Annotated in this window: 15 protein-coding genes, 1 tRNA gene and 1 pseudogene; 10 read left to right on the top strand and 7 right to left on the bottom strand. The window is 43.4% G+C overall.

Annotated features, from left to right (window positions below):
* Positions 1-400 precede the first annotated feature (400 nt).
* Positions 401-1,069 carry a SnoaL-like polyketide cyclase gene (locus VE944_RS09795; protein ID WP_324975867.1) on the top strand — a complete coding sequence of 223 codons (669 nt, stop codon included), beginning with the start codon at positions 401-403 and terminating at the stop codon, positions 1,067-1,069.
* Positions 1,070-1,206: 137 nt separating this feature from the next.
* Here VE944_RS09795 and VE944_RS09790 read toward each other — a convergent pair whose 3' ends face one another.
* Together VE944_RS09790 and VE944_RS09785 are read right to left on the bottom strand one after the other, a co-directional pair.
* Positions 1,207-1,920: a 5'-methylthioadenosine/S-adenosylhomocysteine nucleosidase family protein gene (locus VE944_RS09790; protein WP_324975865.1), complete on the bottom strand. Its 714-nt coding sequence runs from the start codon at positions 1,918-1,920 to the stop codon at positions 1,207-1,209.
* Entirely contained in the window at positions 1,913-2,803 is an 891-nt protein-coding gene (locus VE944_RS09785) for a ferritin-like domain-containing protein (RefSeq protein WP_324975862.1), read from the bottom strand. Before VE944_RS09785 ends, VE944_RS09790 begins: the two co-directional genes overlap by 8 nt.
* Before the next feature lie 114 nt (positions 2,804-2,917).
* Here VE944_RS09785 and VE944_RS09780 point away from each other — a divergent pair, with 114 nt between their 5' ends.
* From VE944_RS09780 to VE944_RS09755, 6 genes are all read left to right on the top strand, one after another.
* Entirely contained in the window at positions 2,918-5,605 is a 2,688-nt protein-coding gene (locus VE944_RS09780; RefSeq protein ID WP_324975859.1) for an efflux RND transporter permease subunit, read from the top strand.
* Positions 5,605-6,615, top strand: coding sequence for a hopanoid-associated sugar epimerase (hpnA, locus tag VE944_RS09775; protein WP_324975856.1), 1,011 nt, complete (start codon positions 5,605-5,607; stop codon positions 6,613-6,615). Before VE944_RS09780 ends, hpnA begins: the two co-directional genes overlap by 1 nt.
* A 77-nt stretch (positions 6,616-6,692) precedes the next feature.
* A complete protein-coding gene (gene hpnH / locus VE944_RS09770) occupies positions 6,693-7,712 on the top strand; it encodes an adenosyl-hopene transferase HpnH (RefSeq protein WP_324975852.1) in 1,020 nt (339 codons plus the stop codon).
* A 444-nt stretch (positions 7,713-8,156) separates the two neighbouring features.
* Positions 8,157-8,618, top strand: a complete 462-nt coding sequence (locus VE944_RS09765; RefSeq protein ID WP_324975849.1) for a tRNA (cytidine(34)-2'-O)-methyltransferase — start codon at positions 8,157-8,159, stop codon at positions 8,616-8,618.
* Between the two features lie 790 nt (positions 8,619-9,408).
* Positions 9,409-11,715, top strand: a complete 2,307-nt coding sequence (locus VE944_RS09760) for a peptidoglycan DD-metalloendopeptidase family protein (RefSeq protein WP_324975846.1) — start codon at positions 9,409-9,411, stop codon at positions 11,713-11,715.
* A 167-nt stretch (positions 11,716-11,882) separates the two neighbouring features.
* A tRNA-Met gene (locus VE944_RS09755) sits at positions 11,883-11,956 on the top strand.
* Positions 11,957-12,044: 88 nt separating this feature from the next.
* Here the strand turns inward: VE944_RS09755 and VE944_RS09750 are convergent.
* Both VE944_RS09750 and VE944_RS09745 read right to left on the bottom strand, forming a co-directional pair.
* Positions 12,045-13,022 carry a DUF4351 domain-containing protein gene (locus VE944_RS09750; RefSeq protein WP_324975844.1) on the bottom strand — a complete coding sequence of 326 codons (978 nt, stop codon included), beginning with the start codon at positions 13,020-13,022 and terminating at the stop codon, positions 12,045-12,047.
* 99 nt (positions 13,023-13,121) lie between these two features.
* The gene (locus VE944_RS09745; protein ID WP_324975841.1) at positions 13,122-15,242 is read right to left on the bottom strand and encodes an amylo-alpha-1,6-glucosidase; all 2,121 of its coding nucleotides are present in this window, start codon (positions 15,240-15,242) and stop codon (positions 13,122-13,124) included.
* A gap of 131 nt (positions 15,243-15,373) precedes the next feature.
* Between VE944_RS09745 and VE944_RS09740 the strand changes: the two genes are divergently transcribed.
* The 3 genes from VE944_RS09740 to VE944_RS09730 all read left to right on the top strand — a co-directional run bounded on the left by VE944_RS09740 (position 15,374) and on the right by VE944_RS09730 (position 17,462).
* Positions 15,374-15,985, top strand: a complete 612-nt coding sequence (locus tag VE944_RS09740) for a peroxiredoxin (protein WP_324975839.1) — start codon at positions 15,374-15,376, stop codon at positions 15,983-15,985.
* A 234-nt stretch (positions 15,986-16,219) separates the two neighbouring features.
* The gene (locus VE944_RS09735; RefSeq protein WP_324975836.1) at positions 16,220-16,756 is read left to right on the top strand and encodes a peroxiredoxin family protein; all 537 of its coding nucleotides are present in this window, start codon (positions 16,220-16,222) and stop codon (positions 16,754-16,756) included.
* A 55-nt stretch (positions 16,757-16,811) separates the two neighbouring features.
* Entirely contained in the window at positions 16,812-17,462 is a 651-nt protein-coding gene (locus tag VE944_RS09730) for a glutathione S-transferase family protein (protein WP_324975893.1), read from the top strand.
* 60 nt (positions 17,463-17,522) lie between these two features.
* On the opposite strand, the gene VE944_RS09725 is transcribed toward VE944_RS09730, so the two are convergent.
* From VE944_RS09725 to VE944_RS09715, 3 genes and pseudogenes are all read right to left on the bottom strand, one after another.
* Positions 17,523-18,563: a DnaJ C-terminal domain-containing protein gene (locus VE944_RS09725; protein ID WP_324975832.1), complete on the bottom strand. Its 1,041-nt coding sequence runs from the start codon at positions 18,561-18,563 to the stop codon at positions 17,523-17,525.
* A 122-nt stretch (positions 18,564-18,685) separates the two neighbouring features.
* Positions 18,686-19,277, bottom strand: a pseudogene (locus tag VE944_RS09720) (AAA family ATPase).
* Between the two features lie 34 nt (positions 19,278-19,311).
* The gene (locus VE944_RS09715) at positions 19,312-20,601 is read right to left on the bottom strand and encodes a glucose-1-phosphate adenylyltransferase (protein WP_324975828.1); all 1,290 of its coding nucleotides are present in this window, start codon (positions 20,599-20,601) and stop codon (positions 19,312-19,314) included.
* Positions 20,602-20,701 lie beyond the last annotated feature (100 nt).

The raw sequence follows: 20,701 nt of genomic DNA, 5'->3' as shown, positions 1-20,701 counted from the left end.
TTTCTAGTTGATGTATAGAACGATAAAGTTTGTGTAAAACTTATTTTATAAGTAACTTCAGCATTAATACGTAACTCGATTGATTGTTATTTTATTAGTTTGTTTTCATATGATATTAAAGCAAATATAGGGTTCCGGCTTAAATTTTGAAAGCATACTGAGGTTCAAAACCAATTTTTGACCCGTCTTTATTCTCATGTTGTGATACTGGGTTAAGCTTCAAGACTGGACGAGCCTGATTTTGTGCAGCCTCTTAGATAATTGGTATTATTTGGTTTTGTGCAAAAAGTCAACTTTTTTAAGTTAATGATAAATATTTTTTATTTTTATGTATTTTTTGATTGACTTGTATCCATAAAACTTTATTCTGAGAAACGATGTTTATAGCCAGTCAACTTGTATGAGTAGCGAAAAAACTACAGAATTGCCACTCTGGGTACAAGATAGAGATATAGTCATTGCTCATGATGAAGAAGTACAGTGGCGAGAAGGAAAACGCCCGGATTATTCTTACACCAATGAATTTCTTCATCAAGAGAGTAAATTTCAGCATCCAGAAGGTTCTTTAGAAGCTATCGCACAAAACTTAGTCCGAAATTTTGAGATGGAAGCTTCTAATAAATCTAATCCTCAACAGTGGCTTTCGATTGTTACTGATAAGTTTAAGATGAGTACCAATGGAGGGCAACAATACACTGCTCAGGATGTCGCAGTCGAAGGTACTTATAATCTCTTCTTGGGTGAAAGTGAGCAATATAGCTCTGAAACAGAAACCTTTGAATCTTCATTTCAGGTTTTTCATAATGCTTTTTCTAATGGCTTTCTTTGGGAATTAACAGAAGTCCTTTCGGGGCCACCTAATGTTACTTTTAAGTGGCGGCATTGGGGAACATTTAATGGTTCCTATAAAGATTATGCACCCACAGGAGAAACAATAGAAATCGTAGGAGTTAGTATTGCTCGTGTAAGTGATGATTTGAAGATTGAATCTTTAGAGCATTATTTTGATAATAATGTTTTTCTTCAAAAATTAACCGCAGGGGGTTGTCCCTTCCATTCCCAAAAGTAGCCCTGGCAGCTAGAAGTCGCGCTAGCTTGACTACATGAGACAAAATCTGCCTCAGCAGATTAGCAAACCTTTGATTTTGTATTAGTCTACGGAGGTGGATTTTGTTTGTATAGTAGCGGCTTCTAGTCGCTTAATACTTATTCCAATCTATTGCCAGAAAAGAGACGACTTGTAACTTGCTTTAACACTTTTAATGCTGTTAATGAACCTCGAATCAGCCGAGTCGCAGCAAGGGGTTGTCGAAGCATCCCCATCGCCAAAGGGAAAGGATTTAGGGAGCCATCAGAGTTAATTGCTGGTGTGAGATCGGGGATATCGTGCTGACAATCGTCGCTGACTACTCGCAGCATTGCCACTGCAACTCCAGCTGCATTGAAAAACTCTAAGGCGGTAAATCCTTCCATATCAACAACATCAGCAGCCATCTCACCTAAACGGCGTTTTTCGGCAGCAGACCAAATTACCCGATCGCTTGTCAGTGATTTGACTAAATTTGCCGGGGAGTGGGGAGTGGGGAGTGGGGAGTGAGGAGTTAGGAGTGCTGAGTGTAATTGTGCTGTGAAAGTGCGATCGCACTCTAGCCGCTTCCCTTGATAAATACAATCTTGATATAGGACAATATCACCAACTTTATAGCGATCGCTCAAGCTGCCACAGATACCCATGATCAGCACTCTGGATGGAGCTAAAAATTGTCCTTGTTGTAGGTATTTAAGTAAAGGCTTCATCCCAACAGGGATGGCTACTACCGTTGGGATAAAACCAGTAATGTCGCTTAATCCGCGACAGACAGCTTTATATTCTGCTCCCTGAGGTACCAGAATTGTGTTGATGGGCAAAAAATTAGGCACTAGCTCTCTCGACAGTTTCAAGTTTACGTTTGGGTATTAACTCAAGGATGCGGAGGGCGATACTGGCAAGTCTGGGTAGTAATTGCGGTTTCAGTAGTCGCGGATCATACTTGCTCATTCGGCGCTGATTTTCTGATAGACAAATGCTGAGAAACTTTTCAATTGTGAGGTCTTTGGTAAAGAGGTCAGTACCCGTAACGGCGAAGCCAGTCTTACTGGGGTCATCATTGCCAAAGACGGCAATCAAATTGCTGAGTGCCTTGCCGTAGTGCCAGAGAGTTTTGATACTCCGCAGAGGGGTAAATCCCTGACCACGATGAATTTGTGTATAGGTAAACCAGTTGACAAAAAAGACAATATGGCGTGTCTCTTCGTCTATGATCGGATCAAAGATTGTGAAGATTGACTCTGGAAACACATTAGCTTCACGAGCGATCGCAAATAGCCCATAAGCAAAGAAGGTATCTAGGCACTCTTCAAAACCAAAGCGTGTAAAGATTGGCTCAATATTTTGGGGAACTTCAATGGGCTGACGTTCTGGTATTTGGATACCGTAACGGTCAATTAACGTTTGAAGTAGGCGGGCGTGGCGTAATTCTTCTTTACCTTGGAGAGCGATCGTATTTTGTAAAATAGGGTCATTCACCATCGCTGCGTAACCACTAACTACTGCTCCGGCTTGTCGCTCTGTATCCAAAGCTTTATCCCAGAAGGGAATACTGCGTAGCAAATTCAAGGCTGTATCGTCCAAATCTGGCCATGGGAGATTCTCTGGCTCGTATTCCCTGTAGCTTTCTGTAAAGCTTTGGCAGAATAATTCCTTATGCTCAACAGAACCAAGTTTCATCTTTGAAGTTTCCTTTTGCATTAAAGATTGGGTCATATCTGAGTGAAAATAAGTAATATTGCTGTTTAGTACTAACCAAAACTCGCAAACCGAAGGTGATTGCTGTAGCATGACTAAATAATTGTGTCACCCACACGATAATTTTCCAAGATGGTAAAGCTTCATAACTCCAAATCCGCACGAGAAGTCTTCAATATTTCTAAATTGGCGATTCAATTTTCGTGGCTGACGGTGAGTTTTTGGATTGCCGTAACAGTAGCTGGTGTTCTGGCTTTCAGTTCCCTCAAGTATGCCTTGTTTCCAGATATTACATTTCCAGTGGTGGTTGTGAATGCTACAGCCCCCCTGACAACTGCCCTGGATACAGAGGCGAAGCTCACTAAACCCCTGGAAGAACGGCTCCGCTCCCTAGAAGGACTGGAGAATATTCGCTCATCCACTTATCCTAGTCAAACAGCCGTTGCCCTTTCTTTCGCCGTTGGGACGAATTTAGAAACATCGACCAAAGAAGTTGAAACTGCCCTTAAACAGTTGACTTTGCCTCAAGGAGCGACTTCTAAGATTATTCCCCTGAATTTAAATGAGTCAGCCGCCATTAGTTATGCGATTGAGAGTCCCACACGGAATCTTACAGATTTGACAAAGTTGGCGAAAGACGAGATTGTGAGTGCGATCGCTAAACTGCCAGGAGTCCTAAAAGTCTCGCTGTTGGGTGGTGCTACTGCAACTCCCCTAAATCCATTGAATGCGAGTGCAGCTATCCCCCAAGCAGGGGCAACATTAGTCCGATTTAACGGGCAAGATGCACTCGCATTTCAGGTAATCAAACGTGGTAATGCTAACACTTTGGAAGTAGTGAGTCGAGTTGAAGAAGAAGTCCAAAGACTACGCTCTAGTCTGAAGGATGTCAAACTCACTTTAGCTTCTACTCAAGCAGAATATATCCGCCAAGCCACCAAGTCAACAATTGATGCGCTGATGGAAGCAATCTTGTTGTCGATAGTGGTAATTTTTCCTTTTTTATGGAATTGGCGAGCCACCCTAATTTCTGCCTTAGCGATTCCTACGTCTTTGTTGGCGACGTTTATCGTCATGGCGATTTTCGGATTTAACCTGGAAACAATTACCCTGCTGGCTTTAGCTTTGGTGATTGGTAGTATTGTTGATGATGCGATCGTTGATGTGGAAAACATCATGCGACACGTAGATGATGGGGAAACTCCTCGCCAAGCAGCACTTTTAGCTACAAATGAGATTGGATTGACAGTCACCGCCGCCACTTTGACAGCAGTAGCGGTTTTTCTGCCCATAGGTTTGATGGGTGGGGTAATCGGTCAGTTCTTTAAGCCTTTCGGCATCACTGTTTCAGCCGCGATGCTCGCTTCTATGCTAGTTGCTCGGACTTTATCTCCAGTTCTGGCTATCTACTGGCTGAAACCTAAATCCTCGCTCTCCCCGCGTCGAGAAGCAAAAATATCGATAGCGTTTAGCCAATTTTACAGAAACTTGCTGAGTTGGTCTTTGAATCACCGCAAGATAGTTATCGGGTTAGCTGTACTCAGCTTCATCGCAGGTATAGCACTGATTCCACTAATTCCCAAAGGCTTTATTCCTAAACTCGATCGCGGCGAATTTAATATTGCTTATACGGCTCCTTTGCCGAGTATCCCTAGTGGAGTAGAAGGGCAGAGCAGAAACCCAAATACCCAATCCCCACTCCCCACTCCCAATTCCCCATTCCCCATTCCCAATCCTTTAAATGATTCTCTTGAGGTTGCAAAGAAACTAGAAGAAGTTGTAAGAAAATCACCAGCAGTTGAAACGGTATTTACCACCGTTGGTTCCCGTGAGGGTGAGCCGAACAAAGGGATACTATATGTAAAGCTTAAAAAAGACCGCACAATCACAACTGCCGAACTACAAGACCAATTCCGCTCCTCTTTACCTACTATTTCTGGGGTAACTACTAGTGTTGAAGATATTCAATTTGTTGATTCTGGCGGTCAAAAACCCCTCCAGATAGCTTTACGCGGTAATGATCTCCAAGCCTTAAGCAAGGCAGTCAAAGCAATTAAAGAGAAAATTCAGAGACTACCAGGATTCGCTGATGTCACAGTCACAGGTGAAACAAATCCACAGGGTACAGTTTTTCAAATCGAGCGTCTGAATAATCAACGGGTAGCTTATGTCAGTGCTAATCTTGGCAAGGATTTATCCTTGGGTGATGCTACTGACAAAGTGGTAGCTGAAGCTAAGGCGGTGTTACCCCCTAATGTTTCCTTAAATTTAGGAGGAGATTCTGCTAGCCAAGGTGAGGTTTTTAGCAGTTTTGGCAGTACTTTAGCTCTATCTGCGCTGTGTATTGTCATTGTACTAATTTTGCTATTCAAAAGCTGGGTAGACCCTCTGGTGATTGGTGTCTCTTTGCCTTTAGCGCTAGTGGGGGCAATGTTGGCGTTACTAATCACCAAAAGCGACTTTGGCATGATTTCACTGATCGGCTTCGTGTTTTTGCTGGGACTGGCAAATAAAAATGCCATTTTACTGGTAGATTACATCAATCAGTTACGCAACGCTGGGTTAGACCGCACCGAGGCAATCCTCAACACCGGACTAGTGCGCCTCAGACCAATTATGATGACCACTGCCTCTACTATTTTAGGGATGCTACCGATCGCATTAGGTTTTGGTGCTGGTTCGGAATTGCGATCGCCGATGGCTGTAGCGATCGCAGGTGGACTGGTGAGTTCAACTATCCTCAGTTTGATAGTTGTGCCGGTAGTCTACGCAATTTTGGATGATTGGTTTCCCCGATTTCGGACGAGAGAGAAAAATTGATGCAAGTTTTTGTCACCGGGGGTACGGGCTTTATTGGTGCCCACTTGGTACGGTTGTTACTGCAACAGGGATATGATGTCAAAGCCCTGGTACGCTCAACCAGCAATTTGGATAATCTACGCGGTTTGGAGGTGGAAATTGTCAAAGGCGATTTGAACCATCCAAATCTCTGGCAACAGATGAAAGGTTGTCAATATCTATTTCATGTGGCAGCCCATTATTCCCTCTGGCAAACAGACCGGGAGTTACTCTACCATAACAATGTTCTGGGTACGCGCAATGTGTTGGCAGCAGCCCGCAAAGCTGGCATTGAGCGCACCCTTTATACCAGTTCAGTAGCGGCAATTGGGGTAGGATCATCTGGCCAAGTCGTCGATGAAACACATCAGAGTCCCTTAGACAAGTTAGTGAGTGACTACAAAAAATCTAAGTTTCTCGCTGAACAAGAAGCCATACAAGCCGTTGCTAAAGGTCAGGAAGTAGTTATAGTCAATCCCAGCAGCCCCATTGGCTCGTTGGATATCAAACCTACCCCGACAGGTGATATAATTCTGCGGTTTTTGCGTAGGCAAATGCCCTTTTACTTAGATACTGGTTTGAATTTTATCGATGTGCGGGATGTGGCATGGGGGCATTTACTGGCTTTGCAACGAGGTAAATCAGGCGATCGCTATATTTTAGGTAATCAAAACCTCAGCCTCAAGGAACTACTCGAACAACTCGCCGATATCACAGGTCTAATAGCACCTCAACGAACAGTACCCGCTTGGCTCCCTCTTAGTGTTGCCTGGGTTGATGAAAACATTCTCGCACCCTTGGGGAAATCGCCCTCAGTGCCATTGGATGGCGTTCGGATGGCGAAACAACCTATGTATTACGATGCGGCAAAGGCTGTACGAGAGTTGGGTCTACCTCAATCTCCGCTAAAGGTGGCACTCAAGGATGCTGTAGATTGGTTTGTTGCTCAGGGGTATGTTAACCCCTCTGGGGAATTAAAAATTAAAAATTGAAAATTCAAAATTAAAGACCCCATAAATAAATCTTGGGGTTGAGAACGTGGTGTTTTCATCAACAGAGGAGTAATAGAATGGCAGTTAATTTACAACAAGCTATGGATATTGGGAAGTATCTTGTTACCCAGCGTTTGAAAGGACGTAAACGCTTCCCCTTAGTATTGATGTTGGAACCGCTTTTTCGGTGTAATCTAGCCTGTACTGGTTGTGGTAAAATCCAACATCCAAAGGAAATTTTAAAGCAAAATCTCACCCCAGAACAGTGCTTTGCCGCAGTGGAAGAGTGTGGCGCACCGGTTGTCTCAATTCCGGGGGGAGAACCGCTTCTACATCCCCAGATTGATGAGATTGTTCAGGGATTAATTGAGCGCAAGAAATATATTTACTTGTGTACCAATGGCTTGTTGTTAGAAAAAAGCCTGGATAAGTTTCAACCTTCCCCTTACCTGACTTTTAGTGTGCATTTAGATGGGATGCGGGAGTTGCACGATCAATGTGTTGATCGCAAAGGTGTTTTTGATATTGCTGTCAAAGCCATTCGCGCCGCTAAAGCTAAAGGCTTTCGTGTCACCACTAACACCACTATCTTTGAGGGTACCCAACCCAAAGATATGCAAGAGTTCTTTGACTTTCTGGAAACGCTAAATACTGACGGGATGATGATTTCTCCCGGTTACAGTTACGAGTGGGCACCAGATCAGGAGCATTTTCTCCACCGAGAACAAACACGCACCCTGTTCCGGCAAATTCTGGCTCCCTACAAAGCTGGTGAAAAAGACTGGAACTTCAATCACAATCCACTGTTTTTAGATTTTCTCACTGGTGAAAAGGACTACGAATGCACACCTTGGGGTAGCCCTAGTTATAGCGTTCTCGGCTGGCAAAAACCTTGCTATCTCCTGAACGAAGGTTATTACTCTACCTTTAAGGAATTACTCGCACAAACAGACTGGAGTCAATACGGCCAGAAGAGTGGTAATCCCAAGTGTGCCGATTGCATGGTTCACTGCGGCTATGAACCCACCGCCGCAATGGATGCAATGCAACCGCAAAATATGGCGCGTGCCCTTGGTAGTGTGTTTGGCAGGGGCTAGTAATTTATGTCATTAATTTTGATGGCTAAAAAAGTTCGTAGTAAGGACTTTAGTCCTAAATTTTTAAGGACTTCAGTGCTTACTACGAACCCCTCATAACTAATACGACAGACCACTAGTAAAGCGGACGCGGAAAAAAACATACCATTTCAAATGGTGCAAGAAGCTCGGAATAGTATTATGCGTGACTTTTGACTTCCGCGTTGCGGTACTAGCCCTAAAGAACACAAGCCCTTTTTGATTCTACACAAAACTTAATATTTACTGATTTTACCTAAACATCCTCTTAAACATTGCTCTGGGAGCGTTTGGGCTTCGTTTTAAAAATCTAATTAATGAATGATGCTTGATTATTATTAACAAAACCTATGAATCGCCTCTACCCTTTGGTAGATTTAACATTGACAAGAAATTTTTTTATACAATACGTACATTATACGGTCAATGCCACAGGTAGTTTTAGTTAACCCACAAATTCCTCCTAATACAGGTAATATTGCCCGTACTTGTGCTGCTACGGGTACAGAGTTGCATTTGGTGGGGCCTTTGGGATTTGAAATTAGCGATCGCTACCTCAAAAGAGCAGGATTGGATTACTGGTCTTACGTCAAACTGCACTATCATGAATCCCTAGAAGCCTTTAAAACCGTACATCAGCAGCGTGGAGGTAGATGCTTAGGTTTTAGTGTCCGTGGAAATTGTAATTACGTTAGCTTTCAGTTTCAACCAGATGATTGGTTGCTGTTTGGTAGTGAAACTACCGGCTTATCACCAGCAATTTTGTCTGATTGCGATGCTACTCTGTATATTCCCATGAGCCAACCTGGGGTTCGCAGCTTGAATCTTTCAGTGAGTGTAGCAATTAGCTTATTTGAAACCCGTCGTCAGCTAGGCTATTTACAATAGTTTTTACCTTCACAATGATAAGTAAATATACTTATGAAATTCTTAGGTGTCTATTAGACGAACCATTTGTGGCAGTAAAGGTTTTCTTGATTACTGCAATAATATGTAAAACAAGATACCTAAAATTGGTTATTTTCTGAAATTGTAGTGGAAGATACTTACAAGGATAGGAAGGTTATTATAAGAAATCTGTATATAAGACTTGGGATATTGCCAAATTTGAATGATAGATTTTGATGAATCTGAAGCATCCTAAATTGGAGGTAAAAAGAGCTAAATCCAGTCACACTAAAGATTTGAGCCATTTTAGTTCGAGCAACGTTAGAAAGTAGCCCCAAAGTAGCCAATAGATCATACGGTTGTTTTTTAGGGAATAATCAACGTAAAGTCTCGTGTTGAGAAGACTGATTGGGTAGAAATATCTTGAAGATATCTACAGTGGGGGGCATCACTTTTCCAGAAGTCGCAGCAATTTAATTCTCGGCAGCGACTATGGACTTGGCAAATAGTTTGTCCAGTCCCCGCGATTGACGCAAGACAATGGCGGACAATGGTAAAAAGTAAAACGTCCTAAGTGGTGTGAGGAGTGGTTCGGACAAGTAAACACAGCAAAATTTAAGTTTTGCTAATACGTGTGAACTTGTTTAAATCAGAGAAGCAGGTTAATCTTGCGTAAGCATCTCTGGTGAATGTGATCTTGATCTATCATTCGTTGTGATCTAAATCATTTACTAGTATCCAACTGAAAAATCAAGGTCAGTTAAGCGCTAGTGATCATAGGAGGTCGTCTTTGAAACGAGCATTGAAAAAGAGAGTGAAAGCTGTGTTGAACAATAACCCCAGCAGCGATGATGCCCCGGTAGAACTGCTAAATGTGATAAATCCAAAAGTTAACCGCCGGGTGCGAACAAAAGCCGCCATGATTGGCTTGGCAATCTCTATGGGAGCAACCAGCCTTTTGGTGACTCGGCAAAGCGATCAAGCCCAAGCAGCAGTGCCTGTAGGGAGCCAAAGGGCTTTCTCAACAATTCCTGCTGTTCCTGACACTGAGGTGAAATTTGCCTCCACAAAGCTGGAGTCCCAAGCAGTCTCATCAGCGAGCGTGCCGGAAAATCCTGTTATCGTGGAACCAACGGCAGTCTCACAAGTGCCTGGGCTTGAAGCTAAATGGCAAGTCGCCGCAAAGGGAATGTCTTTGCAAGTTCCTGCATCAGAAAGGTTTTCCCAAGGAACAGCAGTTTATAAAAATTCCACCTACCTGAACCCCCAAGTGGCACAGGGATTAAACAACACCTTAGCTGAGGCTAGTTTCCCAACAGTCAATAATCTGTCTGAATCTAGTGCTGATGGTGTTGGTATTGCAAATGCATCACTAACTGCCCAACCACAAACAGTGGCTGCGGTTGATGTTGCCAACAGTGAAATAAATGCACAACTTAAGGCGCAACAAGAATTCGCACTGAATCGTTTACAAGAAAAATCGAACCGTTTAAGAAACAGTCTGGCACAGTTGCGGTCTGCGGAGACTAAAGATTTATCACAAGCTGATATGGGGTTGGCACAGCCAACAACTGTAGTTGAGAAGACTGTATTAGCCCAGTCGGACACTTCTGGCGATGCAAGCAAAGCGAACTTGATATCGAAGTTAAAACAGAAGACACAGACGATAAAACCACCAGCTGCACCAACAGTTATTGCATCCTCGACTCGAACAGCCTACGAAGTTAAGCCTGGAGATACACTAGCAGCGATCGCCAGCAGATATAACACTTCCGTATCAGAACTAGTCGAGGCAAATAACCTCAATAATCCAAATGAACTGAAAATTAGTCAACAACTAATTATTCCTGCTGTTCAAATTGAGGCACCTGTAGCAACTAACCCCACTGTAGTAGCAAGTACTACTTTTGTAGAGTCCAGCAAAGCTCCAAAAGTAGCCAACTCCCCTATAAATATTGGTAGTGCCAATTCATATTTACCTAGTTCACAATCACCAGCTATTGCCGACAACAGTAACATTACCGTCCCTACACCGGTAACTGTTCAGGTTCAGGCAAATAGTGCAACCGACTTAGACAAAGCCCCCACAGCTACTTCTTATGGCGTCGGTGGTGAAAATCAAGTGCCACAAACTTTTGCCGAAATACAACAGTTTAAAGCACCAACAAATAGGGTAGCAAGGGTCAATAATAACAATAATGACCGTTTGCGGAGCTTACAAGCGGAAATTCAGAGGTTACAGCAGAAATATCGCACTCAGCAGTCTGGTAACTCAGTTGTGACAGCAGCAGCTTCTGAAACTAATAATGCTGCAATGCTCACTCCTATTTCTACCCCTAATAATTTCACTGTACCCAATGCGGCTCAACCCAATACTGTAGCAATCCAAATTCCAGTTCCTACACCGATTCGGAGTAACTATAGCGTTCAGCCAATTAAGCCCCAATTCCGTACTTCTGTACGCCCTAGCGAGGTAGCAAACCCAGAGTTCTTACCTAATCTAGGGTCTGCTAGTCAGTGGACTCCTTCTAGCACCCCATCTGCCATAAATGTAAAGGTTGCAACGACTTCTAGAAGAGTAAATCCCTCTGACTCCTTAGGAATGATGCAGGGAAGGACAGTTACACCACAGGTACTACCATCTTTGGCAGCAGTTGATCAATATCTGCCCAGACCCATTGACGAACTAACGCCTCCTCCATCTACTTCAACCTTAGCTTACACTTGGCCAGCAAAGGGCACTCTCACTTCTGGCTTTGGTATGCGTTGGGGAAGACCACACAAGGGAATTGACGTTGCTAACTCCACTGGCACGCCAGTTGTCGCCTCAGCTGAGGGGACGATAGAAAAAGCTGGTTGGAACAAAGGTGGTTACGGCAACCTCGTTCAAATCCGCCATCCTGATGGCAGCACAACTCGCTATGCTCATAACAGCAAAATTCTGGTGCAACCTGGTCAGCAGGTAAATCAAGGAGAAACAATTGCTTTAATGGGTAGCACTGGTCACAGTACTGGCCCACACACCCACTTTGAAATTCATCGCTCAGGTAAGGGTGCTGTTAACCCAATAGCCTTCCTACCGGATCAACGCGTGTAATTCCTAGCTGTCTTTAACGAAATCATTGCCTTGTTTATTGAGGGAGTTTAACCTCCCTCTTTTGCTTTCTATTTGCCTCAACAGAGATGAAAGCTGTAAGAAATTTGTAAAAGTGCTAGCCTTGAGCAAATTTATATGCTATATTAGTTGATGATTTGGAAAGACATGGCTCAGTAGCTCAGTTGGTTAGAGCACGGGACTCATAAGCCTGGGGTCGTTGGTTCAACTCCGACCTGAGCCATTTTTAAAGTTATGAATAGTGAGCGATAAGTGAAGTTAGATAGAGTAACTTTGACTTCTCTGTAAGAGGCAGGTTTGACTTCTAATTCTCAGGATTCAGCACTAACTGTTTGATGAGTTTGTAGCCAGTTGAGCAAATCAGCGATCGCACTAAAATCTAACAAAGCCTCACCCAGTGCTTCCAATTGTTGTAGAGAAAGACCCTGAATTTGTTCTCTAACCTGTTGTGGTAACTCTCCTACCCGTTTTTGTAGCTGTCGTAGTACAAGTGTTTGTGCTTGTTCCTGTTGTCCTTCCTCCTTCCCTCGCTCGTAGCCAATGCGTTCGCCTGTGGTAATGTAACTCATGGTACGCTCCTGCTCGAATTGTTTAAACTCCTGCCAAAATTCCGCTTCTAATCCTTTTGGTAAAATCATAACCCAATCGATAAAACGATAGAGGTTACGAATATCCCTTTCTTGCAGCCCTTGTTCATACAATCGCCGAATTAAACTAAATTTCCACGTTTTCCTTTCTCCCAGCTGTTTAGTAGTTTGCTGGGTTTTCAAATGTGCCATTACCACCGTCGCAAAGGGATTATCGCTGTTTTCTAACTCTGTCCATCGATTTTGATAATCGAGCAGTTTGACGGTTCCAAATCTAAAATGCAGACCACAATCGGGATAATTATAACTGTATTCATTTGGTCTCCAAGTCGAGTCAGCATCGCACAAGATTGCTAGGCTAATGGCTGGTTTAGCAAATTTGTCAAAAATTCGCAGGTTGTAGGAAAACATCCTTTGAGCAAAATTATCTTCCGATTTTGCCTGAATTTCGACATGAATCAACAGCCAAATTTCCTCTCCTTGAATTTGCCAGACTTTGACCAATTTATCTGCATATCTTCTACCAAGTTCTGCTTCCCGAACTATTTGTTGAAATTCCTTATCAAGAAACTCGTGGGGACGTTCCCAATTAATTAGTGCTGCTGTTTGCGGAAAGAAAAATTGCATTGCTTGTGGGAAGTAAGCTTCTAGGATTTCTTTCCACGGGGAATCATTATCGGCTCTTTCTCGTTCCTCGGTCATGAGTTGATTGGTAGATTCATGTTCTTGATAATAAGATGGGAGCAACCAATATTTTTCAGCAGATTAGAAGTTTCTTGGTCAAGAAAATTATATTCAGCACTATTTAATGTGGCGGATGACTTCGGCAACTGACCAAGCTTGAGCGATCGCTCCTCTGGGCTTGTGAGGTGCATCGCCATCAAAAATCTCAGAAATAGAACCAAGACAAGCGTCAAATAGGAAGTGATCTAGCAGAGGTTGCCAATCAAAAGGCAGCGATCGCTGTGGATAAAAACGTTGCCAAGCCCGAATATATGGCCCAATTAGCCAAGCCCAAACAGTGCCTTGGTGATAAGCGCGATCGCGTTGTTCTTGATTACCCTCATATCTGCCTTTGTATTCAGGATCTCTTGGATCGAGACTGCGAAGACCATAGGGGGTGAGTAAGCTAACAGTTGCCAAATCTAATACTTGACACCCTTGCTGTTCAGAAAAGGCGCAATGGTGCAGCGACAGCGCCAAAACAGCATTGGGACGAATTTGAAAATTCCGGCGATCGTCCGGCTCAATAGTATCGTACAAATAACCTAGTTGAGGATTCCAGAATTTTTGCAGCGAGGTTTTTACATGTTCTGCTTGTTGAGCATAACGCTGTGCTTGCTTCGTGAGGCGCACTGGCTCACTAAACTCAAGCTGGCTTAATCGTTCTGCCCATTCACTCAGCCAACATAAAGCAGAATACCACAGTGCATTGATTTCCACTGGCTTACCGTAACGGGGAGTGACGGGGTATGCCCCAATTACCACATCCATCCAGGTAAGGGCTAAACCAGGGGCATCCCAACTAACTAATCCATCGGTGGCATCAATCTGGATATTGAAATGTGTACCACCAACAAATGCTTTGTAAATTTGCTGCACTAGAGGGAATTGCTCTGCCAAAAATTCCCAGTCTTGGGTAGCTTCTAAATAAAGCCCTAAAGTTTCAATCCACCACAAGGCTGCATCAATACTGTTATAAATTGGTTCTCCATTGACATCAAGAAATGCATTAGGAATCAAACCGTGGCGGCAATAATGCCCAAAAGTCCGCAATATTCCTTTTGCCAAGTCAAAGCGCCGTGGAACTAGTGCCAACCCAGGTAAAGCAATTAATGTGTCGCGTCCCCAGTCATTAAACCAGTGATAACCAGCAATGACCGTAGGGCCTCGAATTGAGGCTCGATAGACGATAAACTGATCGCTTGCTTTAAGTAGTTGTTGGTTAAGTGGGGATTGGGGATTGGGTATTGGGGATTGGATATTGGAAAACTTTTCCCCAGTCCCCAGCCCCCAGTCCCTAGCCCCTCCTTTACTCCATCCAAAAACCTGGGAGAGCCGTTTTTGCTGTGCCTCTACTACTTCTGCAAAGGTTTCGTCGGTGAGAACACCTGCCGTCGAGTCGGGAAAACCTACTCGTGCTTCTAGAGTGACTGTATCTCCTGGTTGCAGGGTAACTATCAAGTAACCAGGGCTGTAGAGGTCTTCTTTGTCGTCTAATCCCCGTTTTGTCTCCTCAGGCAATCCATAATTCCAATACCAAACTGCATCTGTTTGATATCTTCCTTGTGTCCAGCGCAAGTGCCAAGGTATACCGAAATTCTTAGAATTTCTTGCTTGCAGACAGATTTGCTGTTCCCCAAGCAATTGTGAAAACTGTAATCCTGGATTAGCAGTTTGCTGATGATGAAAGTTACGCTCTGCTATCAGCAGTCGCAGCCGTAAAATCGCTGTGTCACTTCCCTCATAGCGATATTGGATTAAAGTTCGATGGCAAAATCCAAAGTGGGCAGAGACGCAATTAATCGCGTCTGTACTATGATTCTCTTCCCTACTCCCTATTCCCCATTCGCTACTCCCTTCCCAACCATAGGGCATCACCAATTGTCTGGTTAACTGCCAGTTATCTTGACCCCAAATCCATTTTGGAACTGGGTTAATATCAAAACAGCGTAGCAATTCGTAGCCTGTCGGCTCAATTTGACCGTTACCCCAAAAATTTGTTCCCAGTGCTACAACGTTCCCTAATACTTCCAAGCTAGCTTCTAGGTGCGAAAACAGCAGAGTCCGCTCAGAAGGAGGTTTTGTAGCGGCAAACAGCCAACCGTGATAAGTACGTGTGCGGACATCCGAAACTGTACCACTGGCAAAACTTCCTAAGCCATTGGTAAGCAACCATTCTCTTGTATCTAAATCAAGCATTTGCTACTCAAAATCGTTATGAGTATGATATAGTCGTAACAGATCGTAATTAAACTGTGAGAGCGTAGATGGGTGAGTTTTACTTGACCCGAATTCCAACGCTAATAAACGAATAAAGGAGAATTAGGTTAATGTCCCTCACTTACGGAACCGAAGGAAGCCTCCGCGTTGGTCAACAAGCTCCTGATTTCGCAGCAACGGCTGTGGTAGATCAGGAATTTAAGACAATCAAACTTTCCGATTATCGCGGTAAGTATGTCGTCTTGTTTTTCTACCCACTAGACTTTACCTTTGTTTGTCCCACTGAAATCACAGCATTTAGCGATCGCTACGAAGAATTCAAGAAAATCAATACAGAAGTCCTTGGGGCTTCTGTTGATAGTGAATTCTCCCACCTCGCTTGGATTCAAACAGATCGTAAGTCTGGTGGCGTCGGCGACCTGAATTATCCTCTAGTCTCCGATATCAAAAAAGAGATTAGCGCCGCTTACAACGTTCTTGACCCAGCAGCAGGCATTGCCTTGCGTGGTCTGTTCATCATTGATAAAGATGGTATTATACAGCACGCCACCATCAACAACCTAGCTTTTGGTCGCAGCGTTGATGAAACCTTGCGGACATTACAAGCACTTCAATATGTTCAGTCTCACCCCGATGAAGTTTGCCCAGCCGATTGGCAACCTGGTGACAAGACAATGAATCCTGACCCAGTGAAGTCTAAAGTCTACTTCTCTGCTGTCTAAATTTCGCTAGCTAGCAATCTAATCCATCCTGTTGGAGTTGAAATCAACAAAAACCACAGATAAACAGAGATACACATTAAACAGTGTCAACCTCGGTATCTATCTGTGGTTTTTTAAATAATGTTAAAAATATACCAATCTGAATAATGATTGTGATAAATAAAATGCCAAAAATTAATTATCAATAACTCTTTGACAATCCAAAATCTCAAATCAAAAATCCAAAATGGTATTATGCTTACTTCAACTGATTTTAGTGGCTTATTAAATGAGCGATTCTTCCGCAATTTTTTACCAGTTCCAGCAACAAATAAACTCAGGTTGGGAGTAGGAACGCCAGATTTTCAACTCCCAGATATTACCAATGGAACTTTAGTAAAATTGTCTGATTATAAAGGCAAGCAACCAGTTTTACTCGCCTTTACTCGCATCTTTACTGAAAAACAATATTGCCCTTTTTGTTTTCCTCACATTAAAGCTTTAAATGAAAATTATGAGCAGTTTAAGAATCGCGGCATAGAAGTTTTAATGATTACTAGTACCGATGAAAGGCAGAGTCAAATTGTTGTGAGGGATTTAGGTTTAAAAATGCCGTTATTGAGCAATCCTAGTTGTCGAGTGTTTCGTAACTATCAAGTAGGGCAAGCGCTGGGAGCGCCTTTACCAGCACAGTTCGTATTAGATAAAGAAGGAAAGCTCCGCTACTGGCATTTATTTTCTTTTTTGGATCACAATGCTAGTATTGAGACTTTATTAAAACAATTCAATTGAGTGTAATGTTTAAATGGTAATGCCCACCCTACTCATGAAATTGTGAGGTTTTATGGTGCTGATCCTTTATCATTCGTCGATTTCTCCTAACTCCCGCCGCGTCTGGATTACTCTGCTAGAAAAAGGACTTGAGTTTCAATTAGTAGAGATGAAACTGGATGGGGAGCAGTTTAAACCAGAGTTTTTGGCAATTAATCCCTTCCATCACATTCCAGCTTTGGTGGATGATGGCTTTAAGGTAGTGGAATCTTTAGCAATTCTGGACTATTTAGAGGCAAAATATCCCACACCTGCGATGTTGCCTAAAGATGCTAAGGATTTAGCGATCGCACGCATGGTACAACTGGTAACTGTCAATGAGCTTTTGCCAGCAACCACCACCTTTTTACCTCAGATATTAGGCTTACCTGGGGAAGAACCAGAAAAAATTGGGCAGGCAAAGCAAAAAATTTCAACAGTTCTGAAGCTTTTTGAAAATTTACTTGACGATCGCCCTTACTTTGGTAGTCAAAACCTAACTTTAGCTGAGGTTGTGGCTGGAACTGTAGTAATATGGCTGCCCGAAGTAGGCATTTCCTTAAGTAATTATCCAAAGGTGAATGCTTGGAACAATCGGTTAGCTGCACGGGCAACGTGGCAAGCTACCGAGGCTACACCAGAAGCAATGGAAGCGTTGAAGTCCATTGTAGTAGCGAGAAATAGGTAGCAAATTCATAGCTAGTCAATGTAGAGACGGTAAATCTACCCTCTCTACAAAACTAAATTCTCACAGTTTGACTTGCTGCAAATGACTGCGGGGATTATAGGTACGTATAGCCCGGATTTTTTCATAATATTCCCGCTCTTGCTGGCTGAGGTCTTTTGGTGGTGCGATCGCCACCTTCACCAGCTGATCGCCACGCCCACCCTTGGCGAGGGGCCAACCTTTGCCACGTAAACGCAGCGATTGACCAGAACGCACTCCTGCTGGTAGCTTGACATTAACTAAACCATCGGGAGTGGGTACATCAATAGACGCTCCTAAGGTAGCCTCATCTGGCGTGATTGGCACTTCGCACACCAAGTTATCGCCTTCCATTTGGAAAAACGAGTGCGGCTGAAATTCGACTTTTAAGTATAAATCCCCTCGTTGTTGAGTCATCGGGTTGATTTGACCTTTGCCCCGCACGCGCAGACGAGTACCAGGTTTAGCCCCAGATGGGATACGAACATCAATTGTTTCGTTACCTAAACTAAAGCGCTTTTGCACACCGTTAAATGCTTCAGCAAAAGTTAGAGCGATCGCAGCTTCACTATCCTGGGAAGTACCCGCACCTGCATCACCAAAACCATAATCGTTAAAGCCGCCACTAAAACCACTCGTCGCACCTGTGGTACTGCGGTAAGAGTAATTTGAGTAATTTTGTGAGTAATTATTATTTTGTTGTGAGTAACTTTGTCGCCCACCGCGAGGGGTAGCACCACCAAAGCGTCCTAGCAACTCATTAATGAACTCATCAAAATTTCCGTATTGACTGAAGTCAAAGCCACCCATATCAACACCAGCGCCGCCAGATGAGAAACCTTCACCAGCCTGTTTCCAATATTGACCGAATTGGTCGTATTTTTTGCGTTTATCTGGGTCTGACACAACTTCGTAGGCTTCGCTAACTTCTTTAAAGCGTGCTTCTGCCTGTTTGTTATTTGGATTGACATCAGGGTGATATTTGCGGGCTAGTTTACGAAAGGCTTGCTTAATCTCATCTTGAGTAGCAGTCTTACTAACTCCCAAAATTGCGTAATAGTCTTTGAAGTCGGTTGCAGCCATCTATCTACTAGCCTCCTATAGAAATTCTTGTTATGTTTTTTTAAGATAAAAGATGTTACTTTGCCCGGTATAGTGCCTTAGCAAAAAGAATCTGACTTTAAATTAACAAAGAATATAGAAATTCAAGTGTGGTTCTCGCTCAACAAGCGATCGCAATTTCCGTACTTCGATTTTTCTGATAAGCGGATCAGGTTGTCTAGTCCTTCTTCCAGGCTTGGGGGAGCATCCCGGAGTTGACGGTGCATCTGCAAGATATATTTCTTCAGGAACTTGGCGCGTAGGCGTAGCCCGTCGTAGACATCGCCTTTTATTACGTGCTAAACACAGCCACACTGGCGTATCCACCCAAATTCCCGTAATGTGGGTAAAGCCCAAGTCACGGGCTAAAGCAATAACTTCACGGCGATGGCGGCGCTGGGCATTGGTGGCATCGAAAATAGCTGTATTATTTGTAGAAATAGCTTGCTGAAATTGCCGTCCTACTTCCCGCCAAATTACCAGCCACGGCCCCTGAATAGCTTGGGAACCAAACAGTTGCCCCCGGATACCATCTGTAAAAATCAGTGGCATCTGGGGGCATTCTGTCAGTAATTGTTTAGCGAAAGTTGACTTACCGCTACCTGGAAGACCAATCAGTAAAAGAAGTGAGGAGTGAGAAGTTAGGAGTGAAGAATTAAAAGTAAAGAGTGAGGAGTAATCAGAATTTTTAGTCATTAACTCATAACTCCTAACTCCTAACTCCTAACTATTAAATGATGGTTCCATCAGGAATTACAGCATTTTTCAGCACAACGGTAATGCCACTGCGGATGTAAAAACCTTGACTTTCGCGGTCAGCTTCTTGCACGTTATCTTTATTGATAATTTTGACATCGTGACCGATACTGGCGTTTTTATCGATAATGGCACGGCGAATAATCGAGTCAGCACCAATACCTACAGGAATGTCGCCTTGTTCTACATTGGATTGACGTTCTACAGAAGCTTGGTAAAAATCTGCACCCATGAGCAGAGATTCTTCGATGAGGCAGCCAGATTCAATTCGCGATCGCACTCCTAAAACTGAATGTTGAATGCGGCAATTTTTCAAAATGCAACCTTCGCCAATAATTGATTCTGTTACTTGGCAATCTAAAAGTTTACTCGGAGGTAAGTAGCGAGCGCGGGTATAAATTGGTGCCTGTTCATCGTAGAAACTAAATGGTGGCTGGGGCTGCTGAGTTAGGGCTAGATTGGCATGATAAAATGCCTCAATTGTTCCAATATCTTCCCAGTAATCATCAAATAGGTAAGCTTGAACGTTGTAATCTTTAGAGGCATCAGGAATAATTTCTTTGCCGAAATCAGTCCTTTCTATACCTTCTCTCAACAACTTGAACAAAACTTCTTTTTTAAAGACATAAATCCCCATTGAGGCGATGTAAGGCTGTTGCTGGGCTTGTTCTTTTGATAATCCCAGTACGCTTGTATCAACGCGCATTTGGATTAATGCTTCGCCTTTAGGTTTTTCGCTAAAATCGATTACCCTACCAGAATCATCAATTTTCATCAAGCCAAAATCAGAGGCGCGGCGCTCATCGATGGGGATGACTGAGAGAGTAATATCAGCCCCCGTTTCCCTATGGCGCTGGATAAAGTGGCGATAATCCATGCGGTACAGGTGATCGCCTGAGAGAATTAGATATTCTTCTACATTCCATTCTTCCATTAACCACAGATACTGACGCACAGCATCGGCTGTACCTTGGAACCAGTTAGGGTTTTCTGGTGTTTGTTGTGCCGCTAGCACTTCCACAAAGCCTTCATTGAAGCCACTAAAGTTGTAAGTACGGGCGATGTGACGATTCAGAGAAGCTGAGTTGAATTGTGTCAGGACGTAGATTTTGAATATTTCGGAATTGATACAGTTACTGACAGGGATATCGATTAGGCGGTACTTCCCCGCTACTGGTACTGCTGGTTTAGCGCGTAGTTTAGTTAGCGGGTAAAGCCGAGTACCCGCGCCACCACCAAGGATGATTGATAATACTTTTTTCACAAAATTTCTCCCGACTGCCTTTCAACTCTCACTCTCAGTTTAGGACTGTCTGCCACCACACGTAAGGGGGATCATCTGATTCTTAGGGATGAATTTTACA

The organism is Nostoc sp., from assembly GCF_035638895.1.
GTDB lineage: Bacteria > Cyanobacteriota > Cyanobacteriia > Cyanobacteriales > Nostocaceae > Nostoc.
The sequence above is the reverse complement of the archived record's forward strand: the minus strand, read 5'-3'. Positions and strand labels throughout refer to the sequence as shown.